The organism is Thermodesulfatator atlanticus DSM 21156, assembly GCF_000421585.1.
GTDB lineage: Bacteria > Desulfobacterota > Thermodesulfobacteria > Thermodesulfobacteriales > Thermodesulfatatoraceae > Thermodesulfatator > Thermodesulfatator atlanticus.
The window spans coordinates 60943-85695 of record NZ_ATXH01000003.1 but is presented as its reverse complement, the minus strand read 5'-3'; the positions used below and the strand labels follow the sequence as shown (position 1 = coordinate 85695).

Genomic DNA, 24753 nt, shown 5'->3' with positions numbered 1-24753 from the left:
AATGGAGGAACGGAGAGAAAAATACCGTCATCTTCAATTAATTCGGGAAGAACCAATCACGGAAAGAAGGCCTAAAGGAGTTCCCAGAGTACGAAAACCAGATGATCCTATAGAGCATGCCCGTTTCCTCAAAAAATCTATAGCAGGAGCCACCCATGAAGCTAAGAAAGAGATTAAAGGTTATGATGAAAGACTTCTAATCCGTTTAGAGATTCAGGAAGCCTTTCCTATAGAAAGACTCGGACAACTAGGGCCAAATGTAGAATTCGTTAGCCAAGAAGATAAAAACATTGTTTTAGCCTTCGCCAACGAAGAAGACCTTGCAGAATTTGAGGCCCGTTTAATAACTCTGGTTAAAGGAGAAAAACCCAAATACTTAGAATTAATCTATGCTTTGCAAGACATAGGCGCCTGGACGCCGGAACATCGCAAAGGTTGGGCACTTAGAAACGAAGGATTCCCTGAAACCGAGCTTTTCATATTAGACGTGGAATTGTGGCCACTGGAAATTTCAAGAGAAAGAGAGCTCCAGCAAGAAGCTTTTAAAAAATGGTGTCACCAGCAGGGGATAGAAATCCTCGATTGGGTGGGAGATCCTCTTCTTTTCCGGGTCCGGGTTTCTTTAGCACAAGCGGAAGAACTCTTACGGTATCGCGATGTGCGCCTTGTAGATTTACCGCCCAAATATGGATTAGAAAGGGCTTTGCTTCATATAGATATTAAAGAGATACCAGATCCACCACCTCCTCCTGATAATGCTCCCATAATAGGAATTCTCGACAGTGGAATTGTTTCTGCTCATCCTTTATTGAAATCTGCCGTAGGAGATGTGCAGAGTTTCCTGCCTGATTATCCTCCACAGGATGGCACCGGACATGGCACGCTGGTAGCAGGGATAGCTCTTTATGGCGATGTAGAAGAAAAGTTGCGTAATCGCGGATTTATTCCTCTGTTTCATCTTGTTAGCGGTAGAATAATAGATGACGAAAACGAAAACAAAAGCGGATTTATAGAAAAACACATAGAGGAATCCGTTCGATATTTTTATGAACACTATGGCTGTAAAATTTTTAACCTATCATTAGGAGATCGCCGAAAACCTTACCTGGGCGGTCATCTTCGAGGGCTAGCCTACACATTGGATAAGTTAGCTAGAGAATTAGGCGTATTATTCATTGTTTCTGCTGGAAATGTTTTAGTTGATCAACAAGATGGGCGTTCCTGGAAAGAGGATTATCCACGTTATTTACTCAATGACGAGTGGGCTATACTGGACCCGGCTCCGGCGTTGAATGCTATTACAGTAGGAAGTATTGCCCGATGGGATCAAACTTACAACAGTCAGCGATATGAAAATGATCCGGCAGAAATCCCTATCGCTAGGTGGAATCAACCCTCTCCATTTACTAGACATGGCCCTTCTATAGGCGGAGCTATTAAACCAGAGCTTGTAGCCTATGGAGGAAATTGGGCAGTTAATGTTCGTACTTCCTTTGGGATCTTAAATAGAAAACAAGGGTTAGGCGAACTTTCCTTTAATAAAGACTTTGCTAATAACGGGCTTTTTGCCGAAGAGTCTGGGACAAGTTTTTCCGCTCCGCATGTTACCCATTTGGCAGGCTTAATCCTTTCAGAATATCCCGAAGCCAGTCATAATCTGCTTCGTGCTCTTTTAATTGCTCATGCAGACACACTTGAGGAGTGGAAAGACTTATTCGAAGAAGAAAAAGATATTCTTAAAGTCTGCGGGTATGGTTTGGTTGATCCGGAAGCGTTAATCAACTCTTCAGAAAACGATGTTACTTTAATTGTCGAAGATCGCATACCAAATAAACGGCATCACTTCTATGAAATTCCTCTCCCCGAGGACTTCCTTTCTCCGGGCAGACGCATACGAGAAATCCGGGTCGCTCTTGCTTATACTCCCGCGGTAAGAACTACTCGTATTGATTATAAGGCCACTAGGATAGAATTCCGTTTGATAGCTGGAGATGATCTAGATTATGTCAGCAGGATGTTTAATGCCGCTACATCAAAAGAAGAATATGAACGTATCCCAGAAATATCGAAACCTAATATAGGTACCCAATTACGGGGTAAAGGTACGGTTCAAGGGGCTATTTGGAACTGGAAACAACTTAACGCAAATTCCATTTTGAGAAGAAAGAAACTATTTGTAGTGGTTACGCGTAATGACTTCCCCTGGGGAGAGGCTATCTCTGCAGAAGAAGAGCCTTACGCTCTGGTAGTCCGTATACGCGATCCCCAAAATCTTAACGCCAGATTGTATTCGCAGATCAGGGAGAGGATTGAAGAGAGGGTAAGGGTGAAGTTTTAGTAGTTTGCCGAACATAGACATAGAAGAATGAGTGAGGTGTTAAATTGAAATGCATAAAGCAAAACTGAAAGAAGTTGCGAGAATTCAAGGTGGATATGCTTTTAAAAGCTCAGACATGGGCACAGAAGGTTGTCCAATAATAAAGATTAAAAATATAACTCCTCCGACAATAGACATAGTTAATGTCGAAAGAGTCCCTTACGAAGTAATTGAAACTATACCCAATGTTGATAAATATAAACTTAAAAAAGGTGATGTATTAATAGCCATGACCGGAGCCACAGTGGGAAAAATAGGAAGATTTCCCAATACAACGGAAACTTATTACCTAAATCAACGAGTTGGAAAACTGGTTTTAACAAATCATGAAAAAGCAGATTATGATTTTCTTTATTACGTTCTTTCCCAACCAGGTTGTATTAGACAAATATTTTCTATGGCGGATGGAAGTGCTCAAGCAAATATAAGCGCCTCCCAAATAGAAAGTTTGGAGATTCCTCTCCCTCCTCTCCCCGAACAGAAAGCCATTGCTCACATACTAGGCACGATAGATGACAAGATAGATCTTAATCGGCGGATGAATGAGACGCTCGAGGAGATGGCGAAGGCCATCTTTAAATCCTGGTTTGTGGACTTTGACCCGGTGATTGATAACGCTCTTAAGGCCGGAAACCCCATCCCTGACGCCTTGGCGGAAAAGGCCGCCCGCCGCCGGACCATCCTTGAAAATTCCACTTCCGGCTCCCCTTTCCCAAAAGTGGAGGGATTAACCCCTACCCTTCTCCCTGAAGGAGAACAAATAGCTTCAAAATCCCCTCTCCCTGAGAGAGATGAACCAACCTCGCATTCCCCTCTCCCTGAGGGAGAGGGGGTAGGGGTGAGGGGAAAAGAAGAAATAAAAGACCTCATCTCCTTTGCCCGCAAACTTCGCAAAAACCAGACTGACGCCGAGGCATTCATGTGGCGTCTTTTACGCAATAGACAATTCTTGGGACTGAAATTTCGCCGACAGCATCCTATCCCTCCTTATATTGTTGATTTTTACTGCCACGAATTGAAACTCGCCATAGAGATTGATGGAGGCCATCACAACGAACCCGCACAGCGAGCCAAGGATGACAGGCGAACGGCTTATTTGCAAAGTAAAGGAATTGAGGTTATCAGATTTTGGGCCCATGATGTGCTTAAGAGGACGGAATCTGTTCTGGAAGCTCTTTATCAAAAGATTATGGAGATAAAGGAACCCTCACCCCCTGGCCCCCTCTCCCATAGGGAGAGGGGGGATAATATCTTTACGCTTTCTCCCGAAATCGCCCGGCTCTTCCCTGATTCCTTTGAGGAGTCCCCCCTCGGACCGATACCGAAGGGGTGGAGGGTGGGAAAACTGGGAAATTTAGCTCATGTAACAAGTGGTCAAAGGCCTAGTATGGTATCTGAGAACTGGTCTGATGAAACACCAATTCCAATATTTGGAGGGGGTGGTGTTCAAGGATATACGGAAGAACCTTTATACAGAAATCCCATCTTAATTACCGGTCGTGTAGGGACATTGGGACAAGTCTTTAGAGTAACTTATCCATGTTGGCCTTCTGATAATACTTTAGTAATTATACCTACAGGAAATAGTTACCTTCATTTTGTTTATCAACAACTAAAAAGAACAAATTTAGAAAACTTGAATAGAGGATCAACTCAACCTCTTATCACACAAAAAGATGTCAAAAATATACGATTTATTGTCCCTAAAGATCAAATTTTAGTAGTTTATTATAGTTATGTAGAAAAATTTTACAAAAAAATTGATCAAAATAATCGAGAACTTAAAATCCTTTCTTCCATCCGCGATACCCTCCTTCCCAAACTCATTTCCGGCCAAATCCGCATCAAAGATGCGGAAAAATTTGTGGAGGAATTAGGTTTATGAGTTTGAAACAAGAAATATTTTTTTAGGAGGGAGCTTTAATGACTTATTTTAGACAAGAGGAAAACTTATATATTGACGATAGAGTATTAATTGACAATTCAATACGAGAGTCGCTAAAGAACCTTGCCCTTAAAAATCTAGATAAAAATATTTATGTATTAAATGTTCCGTTACCTTTGAAACATTCACGAAAGTATGAGTATGAAAAGCATGCTTTTATGATAATTATACCAGGATATAAAATAATTTTCTGTGATTTAAGCAAGAATTCAGAACTATTTAAAGAATATCAATATGATATTTTGGATTCTATAAGTGAATTATTAGGAGTGTATGGTTTTAAAGACAAAGAGTTTATTGGAAGACCTCATAAATGGTTCGATAAAATAAAAGAAGAAATTAATAGCCCTGAAAATTTAGACGAGTTGGATTTTGATTATTACAGAATAGAAAATTTAGAAGATAGAAAACGCTGCGAAATAGTTATTTCGTTATTATTAGGAAGCATTAATGATGCAAATAAAATTACTACTTTAATGCCGGAAGGAGTAATAGAAAAGATAAAACAAAGAATTATAATATTTGATGCATATCAGTTAAAATTTTTATATGGTGAGCCACGTGATAAAAAAACGATAATAATTCAAGGACTTTCCGGAACAGGTAAAACAGAGTTATTATTTCATAAACTGCGAGAATTATATCTTTTAACAGAAGGTAAGATTTTATTTACTTGTCATAATAAAATTTTAGCTAACGATTTAAAAAGAAGAGTAATAGAATTTTTTAATATTACTAGTGTTAACAAACAGATAGAAGAAGATAGACTCATGATAATGCATGCGTGGGGTAGTCGTAATAATATAAAATCAGGTGCTTACAGATATATAACTTATTTTTACGGGTTAGATTTTTATACTTATAGTGAAAAAAGTTTTGCAGATGCTTGTAAAGTAGCTTATGAGCAGATTTTAAGATTGAAAAATCATAAAAAAGATGATTTTCAATATGCTTTTGATTATATTTTGATAGATGAAAGTCAGGATTTGCCGGATGGATTTTTTGATCTCTGTGAATTAGTTTGTAAAGAAAAGGTTTATATAGTTGGAGATATCTTTCAATCAATTTTTCGTAAGCCAACTTTTGAAGAAGCAATTAAAGCAGATATAATTTTAAATAAATGCTATAGGACTAATCCTAAAACATTGATGTTTGGACACGCGTTATGTATGGGGCTTTTTGAAGATGAAAAATTAAATTGGATTGATTCAGATGATGGCTGGTTATCTCTCGGGTACAATATAGAACATTTAAATGGAAATGTTAAATTACAAAGAATCCCCGTAAAAAGATTTGATGATATTGATGAGGAAGAGCTGGAAAAAAAGATTGAAGAATTGCCTGTTGATATAATACAAAGTTCTGAAGATGAAGAAGAATTGATTGAAAATATTGTAAATCAAATAGAAAAATATCTTAATGCTTTTAAACAAATGGAAAACACAAGTCTTTCTCCAGATGATGTGGCTGTTATTTTTGTAGATGACATTCCTCAAGTGTATATTTATGCAGAAAAATTACCGTTTAAAATTTATAGTAAATTTGGCTGGGAGTGTAATATTGCCTTTAAAAGTAAAAAAAGAAAAGAGGGAAAACTTTTTATAACAAATAGAAACAATGTGAAAGGATTGGAATTTCCTTTTGTTATTTGTATTGTAATGGGATTATCTGATGATGTTTTAAAGCGCAATGCAATATATTCTATGCTTACAAGATCTTTTATAGGTTCAAGTTTAATTGTATGTAAAATTCAGCAAAATCTTTTGAGTAGATTAAACGATGGTTTAAAGGAAATAAAACAGAAAAATTATATATTATCTAAAGAACCAAGTGAGTCAGAAAAGCAGAAGATAAGAGAGAGACTTATAAGAATAATTCAGCCCAAAAATTTAGAGAAAATTATAGAAGAAGTTATGAAGAAAAAGCAAATATCAGATGCAGAAGTGAAGAAAAAAATCAAAGGAATAGTAAAAATAATGTATTCTGATAAGCTAGATTGGTTAGAGGAAGATATTGAAAAAGAAATAGAATTTTATTACAAAAAATTGAGTTAGGAATGTAAAAATGGAGCAAGTATTTTATTTTGATCTAAATGATCGAGAGCTTCTTTTTTATAAATATAAACAAGAAATTGAAGATATGATTATTCGAAATAAAAATCATGTTGCAAAATTCCTAATTAGAATCGTAAAATTAATACTCTTTTATCCAAACAAAATAAAAGAAGGTGTATGTAATGAAGAAGGAACTTTGCAAATTTTTATAAAAGACCGCATTAAAAGAGTATTTTATGTATCAAGCTCTAAAATAACTTCTGTTTGTTTTCCGTTTTATATTGCTACAGATAGAAAAAAATACATTATAAAATATCTAGATATATTGATAGATGAACAAAAGTTAATTTGTATAGAAAAATTAATAAACGACGGAAATCTATTTGATAAAATGAGAATTAATGGAGAAATCTTAGATTTACAAATAGAAATCGAAAGTGCTTTAGAAGATATTGTAGGCGAATTTCATTTGCAAGATAGAGTAGTAAAAGAAGTGATGAGATTATATTTGGAGCTATTGATATTAGAAGATGGTTATATAAGATTTGAGGAAGATGAAACGAGAGAACACCCCAAAATTCATCCTAGATTTCATTTTGATATTTTTTATACTAATGGCGCAACTTTTAAACTTGGAGCTTCAAATAAAACTACTCTTTCAAGCTTCTTAGATCTACTTAATTTAAAAACTGAATGTTTCTACCTTCAAAAATAATAAAGCATTAAAACTAAGATGGTGAAGAAATCTTCAGATAGTCAAAAGTGTTGAAAAAATGAAAATCTCTGAATCACTCCTTGAAAACACGGTTTTATCCTGGTTCGAGAACCTGGGCTATCAAATCCTCCACGGCATAGGAAGCCCTCACCCCCAGCCCCTCTCCCAGAGGGAGAGGGGAACAGATAACAAAAGGGTCTCCCTAGGAGAGGGGGGAGATATAGCGGAACGGGATTCCTGTTCGGAAGTAGTCCTTGAGGAACGGCTGCGAGAGGCGGTTTATAGGCTCAACTCTAATGTTTCTGTACAGGCTCTGGAAGATGCTATCCGCAAGGTGCTTCATCCTGACTCGCCAGATTTAATTCTCAACAATCGGGCCTTTCATCGGATGCTGGTTGATGGGGTAGAGGTGGAAGTTCTTAAAGACGGTGAAGTGCGCGGAGAGAGGGTGGTTCTCGTTGATTTTGAAAACCCGGAGAACAACGACTGGCTGGTAGTGAATCAGTTCACCGTGCAGGAAGGGCAAAACATCCGCCGGCCGGATGTAGTGGTCTTTTTAAACGGCCTTCCTATAGCGGTGATAGAGCTTAAGAACCCTGCCGATGAGGAAGCCACCATCTGGACCGCCTTCAACCAACTTCAGACCTACAAGCAAGAGATTCCCTCACTTTTTGTCTATAACGAGCTTTTGATCATCTCGGATGGCCTTTCCGCCCGACTTGGTTCTCTTACGGCAGGTAGAGAATGGTTTCTCCCCTGGCGCACTATTGACGGCCAAGAACTGGCCCCGAAAACACAGCTTCAGCTTGAGGTTTTGATCAAAGGCGTATTCCGAAAGGACTTCTTGCTTGATTTGATCCGGCATTTCATCGTTTTCGAGGAAAACCGGAAGGGTCTGGTTAAAAAAGTAGCGGCCTATCATCAGTTCCACGCGGCAAGAAAGGCGGCCCAAAAGACTTTAGAGGCGGCAAGTCCCAGGGGGGATCGAAGAGGCGGGGTAATCTGGCACACACAGGGCTCTGGCAAAAGCCTTACCATGCTCTTTTTTGCCGGAAAGCTTATCAGGCACCCGGCCCTCAAAAACCCGACCATCGTTGTTATCACCGACCGGAACGACCTTGACGACCAGCTTTTTAGCCAGTTTTCCCGCGGCCATGAACTTTTGCGGCAAAGGCCGCTTAAGGCTGAAAGTCGGGAGCACCTGAAAGAGCTTTTGAGACGGGCTTCCGGAGGGGTGATCTTTACCACCATTCAGAAGTTTTCCCCTCACCCCCGGCCCCTCTCCCAGAGGGAGAGGGGAGAAGCTGGTAGTAAAAGTCTTTCCCTGAGGGAGAGGGGAGAAAAGGTTGGGTTTCCGTTGCTTTCTGATCGGGAAAACATTATCGTCATCGCTGACGAAGCTCACCGGAGCCACTACGGTTTCATAGATGGCTTTGCCAGACACCTGCGGGATGCCCTGCCGAACGCTACCTTCGTAGGGTTTACCGGCACGCCCGTTGAATTCGGCGACCGTAACACCAGGGCCGTATTCGGTGACTACATAGACATTTACGATGTGCTCCAGGCGGTGGAGGACGGCGCCACAGTGCCCATTTATTACGAAAGCCGTCTGGCCAAGCTTGAACTTCCGGAGGAACTAAAGCCCAAGATTGATGAAGAGTTTGAAAAGGTTACCGAGGAGGAAGAGCTTGAGCAAAAGGAAAAGCTCAAGACTAAGTGGGCCCAGCTTGAAACCATCGTAGGGGCCAAAAGGCGCCTTGAGGTCATCGCCCGCGACTTGGTGGAACATTTCGAGAGCCGACTTTCGGCCATGGTCGGAAAGGCCATGGTGGTCTGCATGAGCCGGCGGATATGCGTTGACCTTTATAACGAGATTATAAAACTGCGCCCTGAATGGCACTCTGAGGACGACGAAAAAGGCGTAATCAAGGTAGTGATGACCGGCTCTGCCAAAGATCCTTCCGATTGGCAACCCCACATCCGGAACAAAGCCCGAAGGGAAAGGCTTGCCGAGCGTTTCAAGGACCCGAACGATCCCCTGAAGATCGTCATCGTTCGTGACATGTGGCTTACGGGTTTCGATGTTCCGTGTCTCCACACCATGTACATTGACAAGCCCATGCAGGGGCACAACCTCATGCAGGCCATAGCCAGGGTTAACCGGGTCTTTCGGGATAAACCCGGCGGGCTGGTGGTGGATTATATAGGCATTGCCGATAGCCTCAAACGGGCTCTTGCCACTTATACCGCAGGCGGTGGCCGTGGGGAACCTGCGGTGGATCAGGACGAAGCGGTGGCTATTATGCTTGAAAAGTATGAAATCTGTAGGGACATCTTTCACGGTTTTGATTACCGAAGGGCTCTTTTGGCTAAACCGGAAGAGCGCCTTAAGATTTTGCGCGAGGCCGCGGATTTTGTGGCTGATCCCAAACGTAAAGACGCCTTCATTAAATCCGTAACCGAACTCTCCAAAGCCTTTGCCCTGGCCGTGCCCAGGGAGGAGGCGCTTAAGATTCGTGACGAAGTGGCCTTTTTCCAGAGTGTGAAAGCTGCTTTGGTAAAAATTACAAGAAGCGGGCGAACGATTTCCGACAAAGAGTTTGCCATCAGGCAGATCGTCTCAAGTGCCCTTGTGCCCAAAGGCGTTATTGATCTCTTCGAAGCCGCAGGCCTTAAGAAGCCGGATATATCCATCCTTTCCGACGAGTTTCTGGCCGAAGTGCGTAATTTGCCCCAGAAAAACCTGGCCGTAGAGTTACTGCGCAAGCTCATTAACGACGAGATCAAAGTGCGCCGGAGGAAAAACCTGGTCCAGGCCAGGAAGTTTTCAGAGCTTCTTGAAAAGACCATCAGGCGGTATCACAACCGGGCCATCAGCACCATAGAAGTAATCGAAGAACTTATCAAGCTAGCCAAGGAAATGCGGGAGGCTTACAGGCGAGGAGAAAAGTTAGGACTTTCCGAAGAAGAGCTTGCCTTCTACGACGCTTTGGAGACCAATGACAGCGCAGTGAAGGTATTGGGAGATGAAACCCTGCGTAAACTTGCCCGTGAACTTGTAAAGACCGTCCGCCAGAATGTAACCATAGACTGGACCGTGCGTGAAAGTGCCCGGGCCAAACTCCGCGTTATGGTAAAACGCCTTCTTCGTAAGTACGGCTATCCGCCGGATAAACAGGAAGAAGCCACTCATACTGTACTCAAGCAGGCCGAGTTATTCGGCTGGGAAGTTTCGTAAGCAAAATTTCAGTAAATCAACTATAAGAACGAACAAAAAGATAAGATTAAGCGAAAAGATGTGATCCAAGCAGCATGATATGTCTTAAAGACACATTGTTTAAACCGCGCGTCTGGCAAATTTTTCTTTCCAAAATTATCGAATTCTTTTTCCCGAGATATTGTTTTTCGTGCCGCAGAGTCCTTGCACTAAATGAACACCTCTTTTGCCGCCGATGCCAAAAGCAAGTGTTTTTAAACGAAAAAGAATACCTGCTAAAAGAAGAGTTTTTCACCAGGGTTTTAGCACCCTTTGCCTACGAAGAACCTCTTAGCCAGGCTATCAAAGACTTAAAGTACAAAAATAAGATCCATTTAATCCGAGAAATCGCGAAGTTCTCTCGCCCATACTTTGAAGAAATAGACAAGTCTTTTATTGTTTGCCCGGTGCCGCTACACTCCTTGCGCTTGCAAGAAAGGGGCTTTAACCAGAGTCTTTTGCTTGCCCGCAAGGTCTTTAAAAATCACCGGGTTGAAGAGCTTCTTTTGCGGCAGAAATACACCAAGCCCCAGGTAAGCCTTAAAGGCAAGGAAAGACGCCAAAACGTAAAAGGTGCCTTCAGGGTCAGGTATCCCGAACGCGTGCGGGGGCAAAGGGTCCTTCTTTTTGACGACGTGCTTACCACCGGCGCCACGGTTACTGAATGCGCTAAAACCTTGATAAAAGATGGCGCTACCGAAGTAGAAGTAGCCGTCCTGGCAAGAGCAGGCTAAAATGAGGCCCCATGAAAATAGGCCTTTTGCAATATCCCTTTTACCCTGAAGCAGAAAAGACCTTCCAGACCCTGTGCCAGCAGGTGGAAAAGGCTGAAAACGTAGATTTGCTTATAGCACCTGAGCTTGGCCTCACAGGCTACGAAAGCGCCCTTGAGCTGAAATTTATAAGGAAAGCCCTTGCCACCATTCAGCAAAAACTGGCCTCAAAAAATCTATCCTTACTCATCGGCGGAGCAGATCCTGAAACCCTCACCAGCGCTATCTGGCTCATCACCCCGGATAAAATCCAAAAAGTAGCGGAAAAAGTAAATCTTTTCCCTGGTTTTGACGAAGAAAAAGGCTTTAAGCCCGGCAGCCTCCTTCCCCCTTTTGAGATAAAAGATATTCCCTGCGGGGCCTTGGTCTGTTTTGACCTGAGGTTTCCCGAGCTTGCCAAAAGGCTTGTTTGTCAGGGAGCACAGGTGCTTTTTATCCTGGCGGCCTGGCCTAAAGAAAGGATAAAGCACTTTCAAAGCCTTGTTTGCGCACGGGCCCTGGAAAACCAGGTCTTTGCCGTGGGAGCAAACGCCTTAGGGCTAGTTCAAGATATCGAACTAGGTGGCCAAAGCATCGCTTTTGACCCCTGGGGTGAAAAACTCTTAGAAGCAAAGAGCAAAGGGGTTTTCACCTTTGCGCTTGATTTTAAAAGACTTGCCTTTGCCCGCAGTTTTTTTACCACCTCGCGCCTGGTCCCTCCGCCTTTTCCACAGGAAAAAATACTCCCTTTAGACGAACTCCTTATCCGCAGTAAATGGCAACGCCAGCTCGGCCAAAAAATGGTCTTTACCAACGGATGTTTTGATATCCTTCACGCTGGGCACGTAAACTACCTGGCCAAGGCCCGGGCAGCAGGAGATTTTCTCGTGGTGGGGCTAAACTCAGATGCCTCGGTAAAAAGGATAAAAGGCCCTTTGCGACCGGTTAACCCTGAAAAAATGCGGGCTCAAGTGCTTGCCAGCCTTTCTTTTGTTGACTACGTAACTATTTTCGAGGAAGATACGCCAGAAAAATTGATAAAAGCCCTTAAGCCTGATGTGTTGGTCAAAGGGGCGGATTGGCCTGAAGAAAAAATCGTAGGGGCAAGTTTTGTCAAAAGTTACGGAGGAAGGGTGTTACGTATCCCCTTTGAGCATCAAATATCAACCAGTCAGATAATAGCCAAAATCAAAGATGAAGCTTAAACCTTTTAACTCAGGCGGCATAATGCTCTCTTACCGCTGCCAGTGCGGTTGCAGGCATTGCGTTTATGCCTGCGGCCCCAGGTGGAAGGACTGGTTTGCCAAAGAAAAACTCGAAAACCTCTTCCGTGGCATGAGGGAAGCCTCGCCCCACATTAACGGATTTCACCTGGCAGGTGGGGAAGCCTTTTTAAACTTTGAACTACTCCTTTTTGCTGCTGAAAAGGCCATCTCTTTAGGGATTCCCATAGAATACATAGAGACCAATGCCGGCTGGTGTCAGGAGCCAGAGGCCGGCCGAGAAAAACTCCTAGCTTTAAAAGAAGTGGGCTTAAGGAGCCTTCTCATCTCCGTAAGCCCCTTTCATGCTGAAACTATCCCGCTTAAACGCACTATTTGTGCCATAAGAACCGCCGAACGAATCTTTGGACCCTCTAACATCATCGTTTACATGTGGCAGTTTATCGACTTAATCAAACGCTTTTCCGAAAAAGAACCTGTTCCCCTGAGCAGGTGGATCGAAACCTTTGGGGAAGAAGCCGCCGGAGAGCTTTTCTGGGAAGGCTACAGCCTCATCCCTGGAGGGCGCGCAGGCATAGAGCTCGGATTCCTGGCCCCGGAAAAACACCCGGCAACATATTTTTCCGGTAAAAACTGTGTTTACGAAATACTTGCTTCTCAGCACGTGCACTTTGATCCCTACGGCAACTATATCCCTCTTTTTTGCGGAGGCTTAAGCCTGGGTGCTCCTGAAGATCTCCCTGCCTTTTTAGCCAATTTTGATTACCGCAAGCTACCCCTGGTAAAGATCCTGGTGGAAGAAGGCCCTTTTGGGCTTGCGCTTTTCGCCAAGGAAAACTTTGCTTATCCTTTTGAGGGAAAGCTCTTTTCTGGCAAGTGTCATCTGTGTGTGGACGTAAGGCTACACTTAAGCCGCCTTGGTGAATTCGAAGAGCTTGCCCCGCCCCTGTTTTACGAAAATCTTCGCTCACATTTACCACCTTTAGAGGTTCAAAATGCTTCCTGAATATCTCTGGGACACCATTGAAACGGTATTTTTCGACGCTGAGGGCACGCTTTTGCACATCTATCCCTCAGTAGGCCATATTTATGCTGAGATCTGCAAGTCCTTTGGGATAGAGGTTGAGCCTACGGAATTACAAAAAGCGTTTTTCAAAACCTATCTTAAAAAACGCGGCAACTGGACTTTGTCTCCTGAAAGCTGCTTTCAAGGCTGGAAAGAAGTTTTCTTTGAGACCATTTCACAATTTGGCTCTTTAAGCGACCCTGAAAAGGCCTATCACACAGGCTATGAATGTTTTGCGAAAAAGGACTATTTTCTCCTGACCCCGGATACCCGAGAAACACTTAAAGCCCTTAAGGCCTCTGGGCGAAAGATAGCAGTTCTTTCCAACTGGGACGAAAGGCTTATCCGCCTATTAAAAGACCTTGGCCTTGCCGAGGAATTTGACGATATCATTGTTTCTTGCGAAGTAGGCCTGGCCAAGCCGGATCCTGCCATTTATAAGCTCGCCTGTGAGCGCCTTGCCACAGAACCATCCCGTGCCCTTATGATCGGAGATAGCATTGATGACGACGTAATCGGGGCACGCAAAGCCGGGCTTTTTGCCCTCCGCTATCCTGGTGGTAGTCTCAAAAAACTCTTTCCCAAAAAACTTTTCAATTTTTGACTTAAATCAATTCCTTTTTAGTTTTTCATAGTTACCTTGTAGTAAAACGAAAACTACAAGGAGGTTCAAATGTTTTGTAACCAGTGCGAACAAACAGCCAAAGGCATTGCGTGCACCAAGATAGGGGTATGTGGCAAGGACCACGAAACCGATGTGCTCCAGGATCTTTTAATTTATGCGCTTCAGGGGCTAGGAAAAGTCGCTACCGCAGGACGTAAAGTCGGGATTGACGAGAAAGAAGTCAACTTCTTTACCTGTGAGGCCCTTTTTTCCACGCTAACAAACGTTAATTTTGACCCCGAAAGCATCAAAAACTACATCTTCAAAGCCATTGAGTTAAGAGAAAAGCTAAAAAGTGAAATCAAGGCCAAAGGCGGCGAAGCGGTAGAGGATGGTTCTGCTGGTTTTAATCCTCCGCAGGAACACGCCGAGCTCCTAAAAACTGCCGAACAGATAGAGCCGCGGCCTGAAACCGCCCCTGACCCGGACATCTTTTCCCTTAAGCTCACCACTATTTACGGGTTAAAGGGTATTGCGGCCTACCAGTACCACGCGGCTAAGCTTGGCGAGGAAGACCCAAGTGTGTACGAGTACATGCATCGGGCACTTGCTTCCCTTGAAAGAAACGATCTTTCCCTAGAAGACTGGGTTAATATGGCCCTTGAGCTTGGCAAAGTAAACCTCAAGGTCATGGAACTCCTCGATAGAGGGAACCACAAGACTTTTGGCGTACCCAAGCCCACCGAAGTGCCGCTGGGGCACAAGGCTGGAAAGGCTATTCTTGTTTCGGGCCATGATCTTCAGGACCTCTACGAGCTTCTAAAACAGACAGAAGACAAAGGCATCTACATTTATACCCATGGAGAGATGCTCCCTGCCCATGGATACCCTGAACTCAAAAAGTTTGCGCATTTTTACGGCCATTACGGCACGGCCTGGCAAAATCAACAAAAAGAGTTTGTAAACTTCCCTGGCCCCATTGTCATGACCACCAATTGCCTTATGCCGCCGAAGGGAGAATACAAAGACCGGGTGTTCACCATGGGCCCGGTAGCGTTTCCTGGAGTCAAACATATCTCTGGCCATGATTTTTCAGAAGTAATCAAGATGGCCCAGGAAATGGAATGTTTCAAAGAAGACGCAAACGGGCGCAAAGTACTCACAGGCTTTGCCCATGAGACGGTTCTTTCTGTGGCTGACAAGATAATTGAAGGCGTAAAGGCAGGAGCCATCAAGCATTTCTTTCTTGTTGGCGGCTGTGACGGGGCCAAGCCAGGACGTAATTATTACACCAGGTTTGTGGAACTAACCCCAAAAGATACGGTGGTCTTGACCCTGGGGTGTGGCAAATTCCGCTTTTTTGATAAAGACCTGGGGGACATCGGCGGCATTCCTCGGCTCCTTGATATGGGACAGTGCAATGATGCTTACTCAGCTATCCAGGTGGCCCTGGCCCTTGCCAAGGCCTTTAACGTTGACGTGAATCAGCTTCCTCTTTCGCTCATTGTTTCCTGGTATGAGCAAAAGGCAGTGGCTATTTTGTTAACCTTGCTCTACCTGGGAATCAAGAATATCTATCTGGGGCCATCTCTTCCAGCGTTTCTTTCTCCTAACGTGCTAAAGTTCTTGGCAGAAAAGTACAATATCAAACCTATTTCTGAGCCTGAAAAAGACCTAGCGGCCTGTCTGTCCAAATAGCCCCTGTTTTTGCTTAAGGCCGGCTCCCCCTCTGCCGGCCTTTTCTTTTTGTTCCTGTGAGCACAAAACGGCTCCCCGTGAACAATGCCTTTCCATATTGTCATGAGTTTTGCTAGCGGTGTTTGGCCGGTATGGGATCCGTTTCCATTTTTCGTTTCGAAAAATAGGAACGAAACCTTGCGCTTCCCTTTCTGAACTCAGCAGTTTTGCAAAGGCTACATTGATATTTTCTCGTAAAACCAAACGAAAGTAATGTTGAAATTTGCAAGCGGTGTGTTTTATCTATGCATAATTCGCTTTAAAGAGAGGTCGCCATGCTTGCACGTATAGAAGTCGCCTTAAAGCAAGAACTCCGAGACGCCCTAGGGGAAAAAATTGCCAAGCGCATGAAAGAAGACTTGGGGCTTGAGGTATCTTCCTGCCGTACTATAAGGGTCTATCTGGTAGAAGCAAACATTGGCCAAGAAGAACTCAAGGCCTTTGCCTCTGGGCCTCTGTGTGACCCGGTAACTGAGCTTTATAGCATTGAAAAGCCCCTTGCCCCGCTTTTTGGGTTTGACTGGCTGATCCAAGTGGGCTTTCGTCCAGGAGTTACTGACAACGAAGGTCGCGTAGCCCGGGAGGCCCTTGAACTATTGCTCGGGAGGAAACTCCCTGACGATGAAAATGTATATTTCTTGAGGCAATATCTTATTTCGGGCAATATCTCAAAGGAAGATGCTGAACGTACCGCCCGGGAACTCCTTGCCAATGAACTTATCGAGCGCTTCTGGGTTATCTCAGCAAAAGAATTTGACGAAAAGCATGGCCTTAAAATCTCTCCCCCCAAGGTAACCGAAACCCACGAAATCCGCGTTGAATATTTTGACCTTACGGAACTTTCCGATGATGAACTCCTAAAGCTTTCAAAAGAAAGGCTGCTTGCGCTTAATTTGCGGGAAATGCAAACCATTCGCGATTATTTTAAAGATCCGTCTTTCATCGAACTTAGAAAAAAACATGGGCTTGATCACCGCATAACCGATGTTGAGCTTGAAAGCCTGGCACAAACCTGGTCTGAGCACTGTAAGCACAAGATTTTTAACGCCAAAATCACTTACACGGACCGCGAAACAGGCAAAACTGAAGTAATCGATAGTCTGTTTAAGACTTACATTCGCCGCTCAACAGAAGAAATACGCAAGGCCAAAGGGGAACGAGACTTTTGCCTTTCGGTATTTGTGGACAATGCTGGCGTCATCCGCCTTAACCAAAAGTGGAACGTGGCCATGAAAGTGGAAACTCACAATAGCCCCTCAGCCCTTGACCCATACGGCGGAGCTTTGACCGGCATAGTAGGGGTTAACCGTGATCCCTTTGGCACCGGGAAGGGCGCTCTTTTGGTTTTCAATACCGATGTTTTTTGCTTTGCACCACCTAATTGGGAAAAACCTCTTCCGCCACGGTTGCTTCATCCCAAACGCATTTTCGAAGGGGTGCGCGAAGGGGTAGAACATGGCGGGAACAAAAGCGGTATCCCAACGGTTAACGGCTCTTTGGTATTTGACCCGCGCTATCTCGGCAAACCTCTGGTTTACTGTGGCACCGGAGGCATTATGCCCGCAGAAGTTTGCGATGAACCAAGCTGGAAAAAAGGAGCTCGCCCTGGGGATCTGGTAGTCATGGTTGGAGGGCGGATCGGGAAAGACGGTATTCACGGAGCCACTTTTTCTTCGGAAGAACTCCACGAAGGAAGCCCTGCCACCGCTGTCCAGATCGGAGACCCTATTACCCAGAAAAAGATGTTTGACTTCCTGCTTGTGGCCAGGGACGAATGCCTTTACACCTCGATAACAGACAACGGCGCAGGGGGGCTTTCTTCTTCAGTGGGCGAGATGGCCAGAGAATCTGGGGGTGCTGAACTTGACCTTGAAAAAGCCCCTCTCAAGTATCACGGGCTTCAGCCCTGGGAAATCCTGGTTTCTGAGAGCCAGGAACGCATGACCGTGTCTGTGCCACCTGAACATATCGAAAGATTCCTTGAGCTTGCGAGCCGCATGGACGTTGAGGCTACGGTTCTTGGCAGGTTTACCGACTCGGGCTTTTTCCATATACGCTACGAAGGAAAAACCGTAGGGCTTTTGCCCTTAGAATTTTTGCATGAGGGAGTTCCCCAGCTTGAGCTTGAAGCCGCGTGGGAAGCCCCTAGGCATGAAGAGCCCAATATCCCTGAACCCAAAGATTGTGGGGAAATTTTAAAAGATCTCCTCTCATCTTATAACATTTGTTCTAAAGAATACGTGGTGCGCCAGTATGACCACGAAGTTCAGGGGGGAAGTGTTGTCAAGCCCCTTATGGGCGCACAGGACGATGGGCCAAGTGATGCGGCGGTGCTCAGGCCAGATCTTAATGAACCAGACGGCCTGGTGGTGGCTCATGGTATTTGCCCTAAATTTTCAGACATTGACACTTACTGGATGGTTGCCAATGCCATTGACGAAGCCATCCGTAACGCGGTCTGTGTAGGCGCTGACATTGAACATATGGCAGGGCTTGATAACTTTTGCTGGTGCGATCCCATCCAGAGCGAAAAAACCCCTGACGGTCATTATAAGCTTGCCCAGTTAGTAAGGGCTAACAAGGCCCTTTACGAATTTACCAAGGCCTTTGGGGTCCCTTGCATTTCCGGCAAGGACTCCATGAAAAACGATTACTTGGCCCAAGGGCTTGGACTCACACCCGAAAACAATCCCTACGGCGTGGGGGTGGTTCTCCCAGACGGAAGTTTAAAAATCTCCATCCCTCCTACCCTTCTTTTTTCGGTAATCGCAAGGATTGCCGACGTGACCAAAGCCATGACTCTAGATGTTAAAAATCCCGGAGACCTGGTTTATATCCTTGGTCTTACACGCGACGAGCTTGGCGGTTCAGAATATTTTCGTCAGAAAGGATTTGTTGGAAATAAAGTCCCTCGCGTTAATGCAAATTCAGCTTATGACCGATACCTCAGAATGAGAGAGGCCATTTACTATGGGCTAGTATCCGCGGCCCATGATTGTTCTGACGGTGGCCTGGGAGTAACACTTGCGGAAATGGCTTTTGCGGGAGGACTGGGCATGATTATTGACCTTGACGCGGTACCCTATAAAGGGGAAAAGCGTGCAGATTATGTTCTTTTTTCTGAATCAGCTAGCAGAATAGTGGTAACTGTACCGAGGGACAAGCAACGCGATTTTGAAAAGCTTTTTTCAGGTACAACTTACGCCCTCATAGGAGAAGTAGTAGCTGAGCCTGTACTTATCTGCCGCAATGGTCGTGGCAAAACCGTAATTGAAGAAAACATCATTGACCTCAAAGCCGCCTGGAAAAAACCTTTAGGATAGTCAGAAAATGAAAGCGGTAATTGTTGGATCGATATCGCCCTCAATCCACCAAGATATTAGAACTATTACTTTCAAAGAAGGAGAACAAGGTGATATTTATTTAATAGGAGAAACCGAAGACATTTTATCAGTTTTGCTTAAATTGAGAGGAGACCCAAAAACCGCCTTAAATCCTGTATTCTTGCTTGAAAACGAAAATATAGATGAATATATCCAGGACTTGATTGATGGCCCCTGGCAAGACGAAAAAAGTTTAAAAAAAGCAGAAAAAATTTTAACACGCATACGATCACTTCCTGCCTTATCAGAACACTTAGCCGAAAGCGAAAAGAGACTGGTAACCTTTTTTCGTTTTCTCTGGAGCCGAGAAAGAGAAGAAGTAAAAGCATATCCTGATTCTGATTCAAGGGTAGGATACACTTATCCCTTGTTACGAGCATGTTTAAAATTAAAAGCAGGAGATGAAATTGACTATATAGAACAACTATCATCACAAGGACTAATACGTGAAAAGAAGTTAGTTAATAGAATACCTGTATGCCCAAATGATCACACCTATCAAATCATTTTTAGAGAAACCTGCCCAAATTGTGGCTCTCTAAAGCTACAAGAAACAGACCTCTATTACCATTTCGATTGTGGATATGTTGGACCTAAAGAAGAATTTACAGAAGAAGACATATTAAGATGTCCAAAATGTCAACGACGCTTAAGACACCTCGGAGAGGATTATGAAATTCCTAATAATGTTTTTTTATGCAGGGATTGCCAACATATTACCGAAGAACCTAAAATAGAAATTTTCTGCCTACATTGTAAAAAAACATATGGCATCGAATCGTTAGTTTTTTACGAAATAAAAGACTATTTAATATCCGCCCTAGGAATAGAAACCGCACAAGAAGGACGTCTACCCCTCCGTGGTATTGAGGAGATTTTTGACAAGCTAAATTTGATAAAATGGAATGTATTTAAGTTCATATTTGATTGGGAAAAAAATAGATTTAAAAGATACAAGCAGCCATTTAGTCTCCTCTTAATCAGTTGGGACAAAGAAAAAATAGAAGAAATATTCGAAGAATACGGGACCTCAAAAATCAAACAATACTTCGAAGAGGTTATTGTCTTTTTAAAACAAAATCTAAGAACTACAGATATAGGATGCCGATACAATCTTGGCACTTTCCTTTTTCTACTCCCTAACACACCAGGAGAAAATGCCAAAATTGTACAAAGCCGACTACTTAAAGACATATCAAAAATTGAAACTGATATTCCTATCCCTCCGTTAAAAATAGAAATTTATTCTTGTCCAGGAGAAGCTGAAAAGCTAACTATAGAAGAAATTATAACCGCAGAATATGATTGAGACAATTGCATACATAATAAGAGAAATAATTAAGTACTATCAAAACTTTGCTCTTGCAGATATTTTTGTAAAAGTATTAATTTTAACGCCTGCATTTTGGATAGAATTCCCGTGGTATTTGTATATGACAATTAGTTGCATATTATACAAAATATACAAAAAACCACTAAAAGAGGACTCTAAATTCTCACCTCACGTAGGAGTAATAATAACTGCTTTTAGAGAAAGCGAACGAGATATACTTCGTTCCTTAAGAACAGTGATACACCAAGAATACGACGGAATCATTGAAGTAGTAACGATTTTTGACACAAGGCGGAAAACGAACTTGCTTAAAAAGCTAAGAATTCCCAATAAAAGAATAATCAAAATTATAGACAAAAATTATAGAGGAGGCCGTGCTTCTTCTCTTAATATGGGCCTAAAAATATTGTCACGAGAAGCTAAAATAGTAGTTGCCCTAGATGCCGACACGTCACTAGATTATGACGCCATCAAACACTTAGTAATCCCATTTAAAAATCCAGAAATTATCGCAGTATCTGGAAACCTATATGTTAGAAATAAAAAAGAAAGTCTAGTAACCAGATTACAACACATCGAGTACATTATATCTATTACACTCTCGAGAATAGCACTATCTTTCCTAGGAACAGTAAACAATATATCAGGAGCTTACGGGGCTTTTCGCCGCGAATTTTTAGAAAAACTTTACGGATGGGATTCTGGTACCGCAGAAGACTTAAATTTAACGAATAGACTCAAAATTATTTCATCTATTTACGAAAACAGCAAACTAGCCTTTGTACCGGAATCTGTGGCCCACACCTCAGTACCATCAACTTGGTCTGCCTTGTTCAAACAACGACAACGTTGGGATGGTGATTTAGTCTGGATCTTTTACAAAAAGTATCGCAGGTTCCTGTTACCTACACTTCTAAAGCCTACTGAATATCTTCTTTTTATTAATCATAATCTTTTACTCCAATTCGTAATGCCGTGCGCAATGGTTATATACTGTATATATATATGGCTAAAGTATGGCCTAACCGCTCTAATCACAATAAATATTTTTATATTTTCAGTCTATGAATTATGGACAGTGATCTTCTTTTTAATATACCTATCCCTATACTGCAAAGATATAGAAGAAGAACTTCCATTTTTACTAGTATTGCCCCTTTACCCAATTTACAACTGGATACTCAGGATTCATGCTCTGAAAGCATACCTAGACGATTTATTACTAGACTTACATAGATATTCCGGGTACGTGCCAAAATGGATATCAAAAAGATTACATTATTAATAGTAATATTTTTAGCAATACCGAAAAGCAGTATATCATTTGTACTGACTTATGAAGCCCTACCCACACTACTAGAATCATCGCCACTTCTCAAGCCATATTCATATAAAGCAAAAGAGATAGAAGCGAAGATAAAATCTCTTTACACAGAAAATAGTTGGTGGATATCATTAAGCGGGTCATATTACTTTAATCGCGACTACAGTAAAGAAATAATAGGCTACAATGCAAGCTTAACGGCAGAACTTACTAAAAACCTTACGGGATATACAACTGACATACTTTACAAAAAATTTTTACTAGAATTAAATTTCATAAAAAATAATTTATCAAAAGACGAAAGATATACAAAACTATTATGGAAACTAAGATTTCTATTTATAGAATACTTACTACTAAATAAAAAAATAAAAAACCTAGAGAAAATAGAAACCACCATTGAACAAATAATAATTCCACAAAAAGAAAAATTAGCTGCAGGACTAGTTAAAACTGATGACCTAGTTGTATACACCGATCTACTATTTAAAATCAAATTTGAACAAAATATATACAAGCAAAAAAGAGAAATTACTAAACAATTAATATCTCTACTATTAGGAGCAGAAATATCCCAAATTTCTCCAGATGAAATATGGCAGCAACTGCCAATTACTATCCCCCATAAAGAAAACCCTTCAATTCTGATGCAAGCTGCAGATGAATTAATAAATCTTAGCAAAAGACGTTTTTACCCCCGGATTAAATTCTCTTTAGGAGCCACAAAAACATGGGATGACAGTTCAGGAGGTACATGGACAGGATTTTCATTGTCGTTTCCTTTGAATTACAAGGAAGCAGAAAAAAACAAAAAGAGGGAAATTTTGTCTCTCTGGGAAAGAATTAAAGAGGAAGAATCATCTCGAAAACAAATAATGGAACAAAAAGCTCTTGAACATATCGCGGCACTCTGGGATTTATTATTGATGCAGAAAATGACAGCCAGAAAGATAGAACACTTGCTGCTTGATTGCGAAAATCCAAACCAAACTATTATAAGGAAAAACACATATAAGCTCAAAACTTTACTACTTTTAAATGAATATTACGACAATCAAATTAAAATGTTCTCTTTAATTTCGTCTCTATCTAGCACCCTTCTCTTAAAGGATCTCCCTAATACTCAGAATAAAATACTTTTTGGGTGCCCACCAAGAAATTTGTCATCTTGGTGGTGGAGAAGTGAGCCAAACCAAGAGAAAATAGCAAAAATCGTAGAAGAATTCCCCATTTTGAACAAAATTTATTTTTCACTAAACAGTGAACAAATAAAAAAATATATTGAAGGACAAAATAAAGAGTTATCATTTTTTATATTGTCTCTTTATGAGCGCGGAATAGACACAGAAATATTATTAGGCGACCCTCACTGGATTTTTCCTGAAGAACGTCAAAAATTATATCAAACTATATCACTCATTGAAAATAAATTATACCCACTAATCCAAACTATTCACTTAGACATTGAGCCTTGGAGCCTTCCTGAATTTACAGAAAAAAAAGAACTCTTGTGGCAACATTATATAGAAATGTTACAACGATTACGTTTAATAACTAAACTAAATATAATTATAGATGTCTCTCCACGAGTATTTAAGGAACGCATTACATGGAACAACGAAGATAAAACAATTATCGACCATATTTCCACCTATATAAATGGTGTTGTGGTCATGAATTATACTGGTAATACCAAAAACCTTTTAAAGAATGCAAAAAAATACGCAACTCTTTTAGACGAAAAGAAAATACCATACTGGATCGGAATATCAGTAGAACGGGATGAAAGTCCTGATATAAGCTTAAAACTATTAAATAGAGAAAGACTTGATTTCTTTATCCATAATTGCCTTAGAAAGATATCTAATAGTTATTATTTCAGAGGAATAGCCATCCAAAGCATGGAGGATCTTGAAAGATATGTTTCACATTAAAACACTCCGTAAAAGAAAATCCGTAGGAGTAACAGAAAAATATAGAACAGGACCAAAGCCAAAAAAAAGATTACCATACTACTGCCTAATATTCATCTTTCTTTTTAGCATACTAGCTTTATATTTTTACAACTCCTACATAATAGTAAAAGGATCTGGACTAGTTACCGGAGAAATAGTTACAGTTAGGAGCCCTATAAAAGGAAATATTATTACAATAACAAAAGAAGGAACTCCTTTCGAAAAAGGAAAAATATTAGTAAAAATTAAACCATATATAATACATGATGACTCAAAGTGGCTAGAAAAGAAGCGAAAAATAATCAAATCTAATTACCAGGAAGTAGAATCAACCATTAAACAGTTAACCAAAGAAAAAAACCAGCTAGAAAAGGAACTAGAAAAAATTGAAAGCCTTTACAAACGACGTATTATTAGCCTTTCTGATAAGATTCCAGTAGTATCTTTAGTTAAAAATCTAGAAATTCAAATAGCTAGTCTAAAACAGAAAAAGAAATCTTTAAAAATAGAACTTCTAGACACAGAAGAAAAGTTAAGAGCCTCAAGAGAGAAATCCTCCCCCTATAAATACATAAGTTCTCAATCAGGTTTTGTTTTAGAAAAATATGTAACACTTGATTCAATGGTTTTCCCAGGAGATGACATTTTGCGGATCTCAACGGGAAAGCCTAAATTTATATTAGCCTATTTTAGCTTAAAAGACATTAATTCCATTAAACTCGGAAACCCAGTAACAATTGAACTTCCCAATGGGAGAAAAATAAAAGGCAATATTTCAAAGATATTTCCCGAAGCAGGCTATAAACCATCATTCATCCTAAGAACTTTCGAACGTAGAGAGATGGCCTTAAAAGTACTTATAAAGCCTTTAGATACGAAAGATTTGATTCTGCGTTCACCAGTAAAGATCTATCTAAAAAAGAAAATTAAATTTTTCTAGCAAAGTATTTTAAAGAAACTTTGCAAAACAATTTTTCTTAAGGCCTCTTCCAGGATCCGCTTCTATTTTTTGGAACGAAAAATAGGAAC

The 24753-nt window shown here is 41.6% G+C and carries 15 protein-coding genes and 1 pseudogene; all 16 read left to right on the top strand.

Features of this window, described 5'->3' with window-relative positions:
- Window position 1: 1 nt before the first annotated feature.
- Window positions 2-2338, top strand: a complete 2337-nt coding sequence (locus H528_RS0101935) for a S8 family peptidase (protein WP_022852668.1) — start codon at window positions 2-4, stop codon at window positions 2336-2338.
- 49 nt (window positions 2339-2387) lie between these two features.
- Window positions 2388-4262, top strand: a complete 1875-nt coding sequence (locus H528_RS13905) for a restriction endonuclease subunit S (protein ID WP_051132463.1) — start codon at window positions 2388-2390, stop codon at window positions 4260-4262.
- Between the two features lie 38 nt (window positions 4263-4300).
- Window positions 4301-6376, top strand: a complete 2076-nt coding sequence (locus H528_RS0101920) for an STM2767 family DEAD/DEAH box helicase (protein ID WP_022852667.1) — start codon at window positions 4301-4303, stop codon at window positions 6374-6376.
- 10 nt (window positions 6377-6386) lie between these two features.
- A complete protein-coding gene (locus H528_RS0101915) occupies window positions 6387-7091 on the top strand; it encodes an STM2766 family helicase-associated protein (RefSeq protein ID WP_022852666.1) in 705 nt (234 codons plus the stop codon).
- A gap of 58 nt (window positions 7092-7149) precedes the next feature.
- Entirely contained in the window at window positions 7150-10329 is a 3180-nt protein-coding gene (locus H528_RS0101910; protein ID WP_022852665.1) for a type I restriction endonuclease subunit R, read from the top strand.
- A 227-nt stretch (window positions 10330-10556) separates the two neighbouring features.
- Window positions 10557-11081, top strand: a complete 525-nt coding sequence (locus H528_RS13900; protein WP_169352757.1) for a ComF family protein — start codon at window positions 10557-10559, stop codon at window positions 11079-11081.
- 11 nt (window positions 11082-11092) lie between these two features.
- A pseudogene (locus H528_RS14820) lies at window positions 11093-11770 on the top strand (carbon-nitrogen hydrolase family protein); the annotation flags it as partial.
- 69 nt (window positions 11771-11839) lie between these two features.
- Window positions 11840-12304 carry a D-glycero-beta-D-manno-heptose 1-phosphate adenylyltransferase gene (gene rfaE2, locus H528_RS14815; protein ID WP_028845726.1) on the top strand — a complete coding sequence of 155 codons (465 nt, stop codon included), beginning with the start codon at window positions 11840-11842 and terminating at the stop codon, window positions 12302-12304.
- Entirely contained in the window at window positions 12294-13328 is a 1035-nt protein-coding gene (locus H528_RS0101895) for a radical SAM protein (RefSeq protein WP_028845725.1), read from the top strand. The genes rfaE2 and H528_RS0101895 overlap by 11 nt, the downstream gene beginning before the upstream one ends.
- Entirely contained in the window at window positions 13318-13992 is a 675-nt protein-coding gene (locus H528_RS0101890) for an HAD-IA family hydrolase (protein WP_022852661.1), read from the top strand. The genes H528_RS0101895 and H528_RS0101890 overlap by 11 nt, the downstream gene beginning before the upstream one ends.
- Window positions 13993-14061: 69 nt before the next feature.
- Window positions 14062-15690: a hydroxylamine reductase gene (gene hcp / locus H528_RS0101885; protein ID WP_022852660.1), complete on the top strand. Its 1629-nt coding sequence runs from the start codon at window positions 14062-14064 to the stop codon at window positions 15688-15690.
- Window positions 15691-16004: 314 nt separating this feature from the next.
- Window positions 16005-19052 (top strand): phosphoribosylformylglycinamidine synthase subunit PurS, encoded by a 3048-nt coding sequence (locus H528_RS0101880; protein ID WP_022852659.1) that lies wholly within the window; start codon window positions 16005-16007, stop codon window positions 19050-19052.
- 7 nt (window positions 19053-19059) lie between these two features.
- Complete coding sequence (locus H528_RS0101875; protein WP_022852658.1) at window positions 19060-20421, top strand: TackOD1 domain-containing metal-binding protein; 1362 nt, start codon at window positions 19060-19062, stop codon at window positions 20419-20421.
- On the top strand, window positions 20414-21730 hold the full coding sequence (locus H528_RS0101870) for a glycosyltransferase family 2 protein (protein WP_022852657.1): 1317 nt from the start codon (window positions 20414-20416) through the stop codon (window positions 21728-21730). The genes H528_RS0101875 and H528_RS0101870 overlap by 8 nt, the downstream gene beginning before the upstream one ends.
- Window positions 21703-23703 carry a TolC family protein gene (locus tag H528_RS0101865; RefSeq protein WP_022852656.1) on the top strand — a complete coding sequence of 667 codons (2001 nt, stop codon included), beginning with the start codon at window positions 21703-21705 and terminating at the stop codon, window positions 23701-23703. The genes H528_RS0101870 and H528_RS0101865 overlap by 28 nt, the downstream gene beginning before the upstream one ends.
- A complete protein-coding gene (locus H528_RS0101860) occupies window positions 23690-24664 on the top strand; it encodes an HlyD family secretion protein (RefSeq protein ID WP_022852655.1) in 975 nt (324 codons plus the stop codon). Before H528_RS0101865 ends, H528_RS0101860 begins: the two co-directional genes overlap by 14 nt.
- The last annotated feature ends 89 nt before the right edge of the window (window positions 24665-24753 follow it).

Excerpts from the sequence above, each read along its gene's own strand:
- H528_RS0101935 (WP_022852668.1), top strand. The coding sequence starts at position 2 with ATGGAGGAACGGAGAGAAAAATACCGTCATCTTCAATTAATTCGGGAA.
- H528_RS13905 (WP_051132463.1), top strand. The coding sequence starts at position 2,388 with ATGCATAAAGCAAAACTGAAAGAAGTTGCGAGAATTCAAGGTGGATAT.
- H528_RS0101920 (WP_022852667.1), top strand. The coding sequence starts at position 4,301 with ATGACTTATTTTAGACAAGAGGAAAACTTATATATTGACGATAGAGTA.
- H528_RS0101915 (WP_022852666.1), top strand. The coding sequence starts at position 6,387 with ATGGAGCAAGTATTTTATTTTGATCTAAATGATCGAGAGCTTCTTTTT.
- H528_RS0101910 (WP_022852665.1), top strand. The coding sequence starts at position 7,150 with ATGAAAATCTCTGAATCACTCCTTGAAAACACGGTTTTATCCTGGTTC.
- H528_RS0101895 (WP_028845725.1), top strand. The coding sequence starts at position 12,294 with ATGAAGCTTAAACCTTTTAACTCAGGCGGCATAATGCTCTCTTACCGC.
- H528_RS0101890 (WP_022852661.1), top strand. The coding sequence starts at position 13,318 with ATGCTTCCTGAATATCTCTGGGACACCATTGAAACGGTATTTTTCGAC.
- hcp (WP_022852660.1), top strand. The coding sequence starts at position 14,062 with ATGTTTTGTAACCAGTGCGAACAAACAGCCAAAGGCATTGCGTGCACC.
- H528_RS0101880 (WP_022852659.1), top strand. The coding sequence starts at position 16,005 with ATGCTTGCACGTATAGAAGTCGCCTTAAAGCAAGAACTCCGAGACGCC.
- H528_RS0101875 (WP_022852658.1), top strand. The coding sequence starts at position 19,060 with ATGAAAGCGGTAATTGTTGGATCGATATCGCCCTCAATCCACCAAGAT.
- H528_RS0101870 (WP_022852657.1), top strand. The coding sequence starts at position 20,414 with ATGATTGAGACAATTGCATACATAATAAGAGAAATAATTAAGTACTAT.
- H528_RS0101865 (WP_022852656.1), top strand. The coding sequence starts at position 21,703 with ATGGATATCAAAAAGATTACATTATTAATAGTAATATTTTTAGCAATA.
- H528_RS0101860 (WP_022852655.1), top strand. The coding sequence starts at position 23,690 with ATGTTTCACATTAAAACACTCCGTAAAAGAAAATCCGTAGGAGTAACA.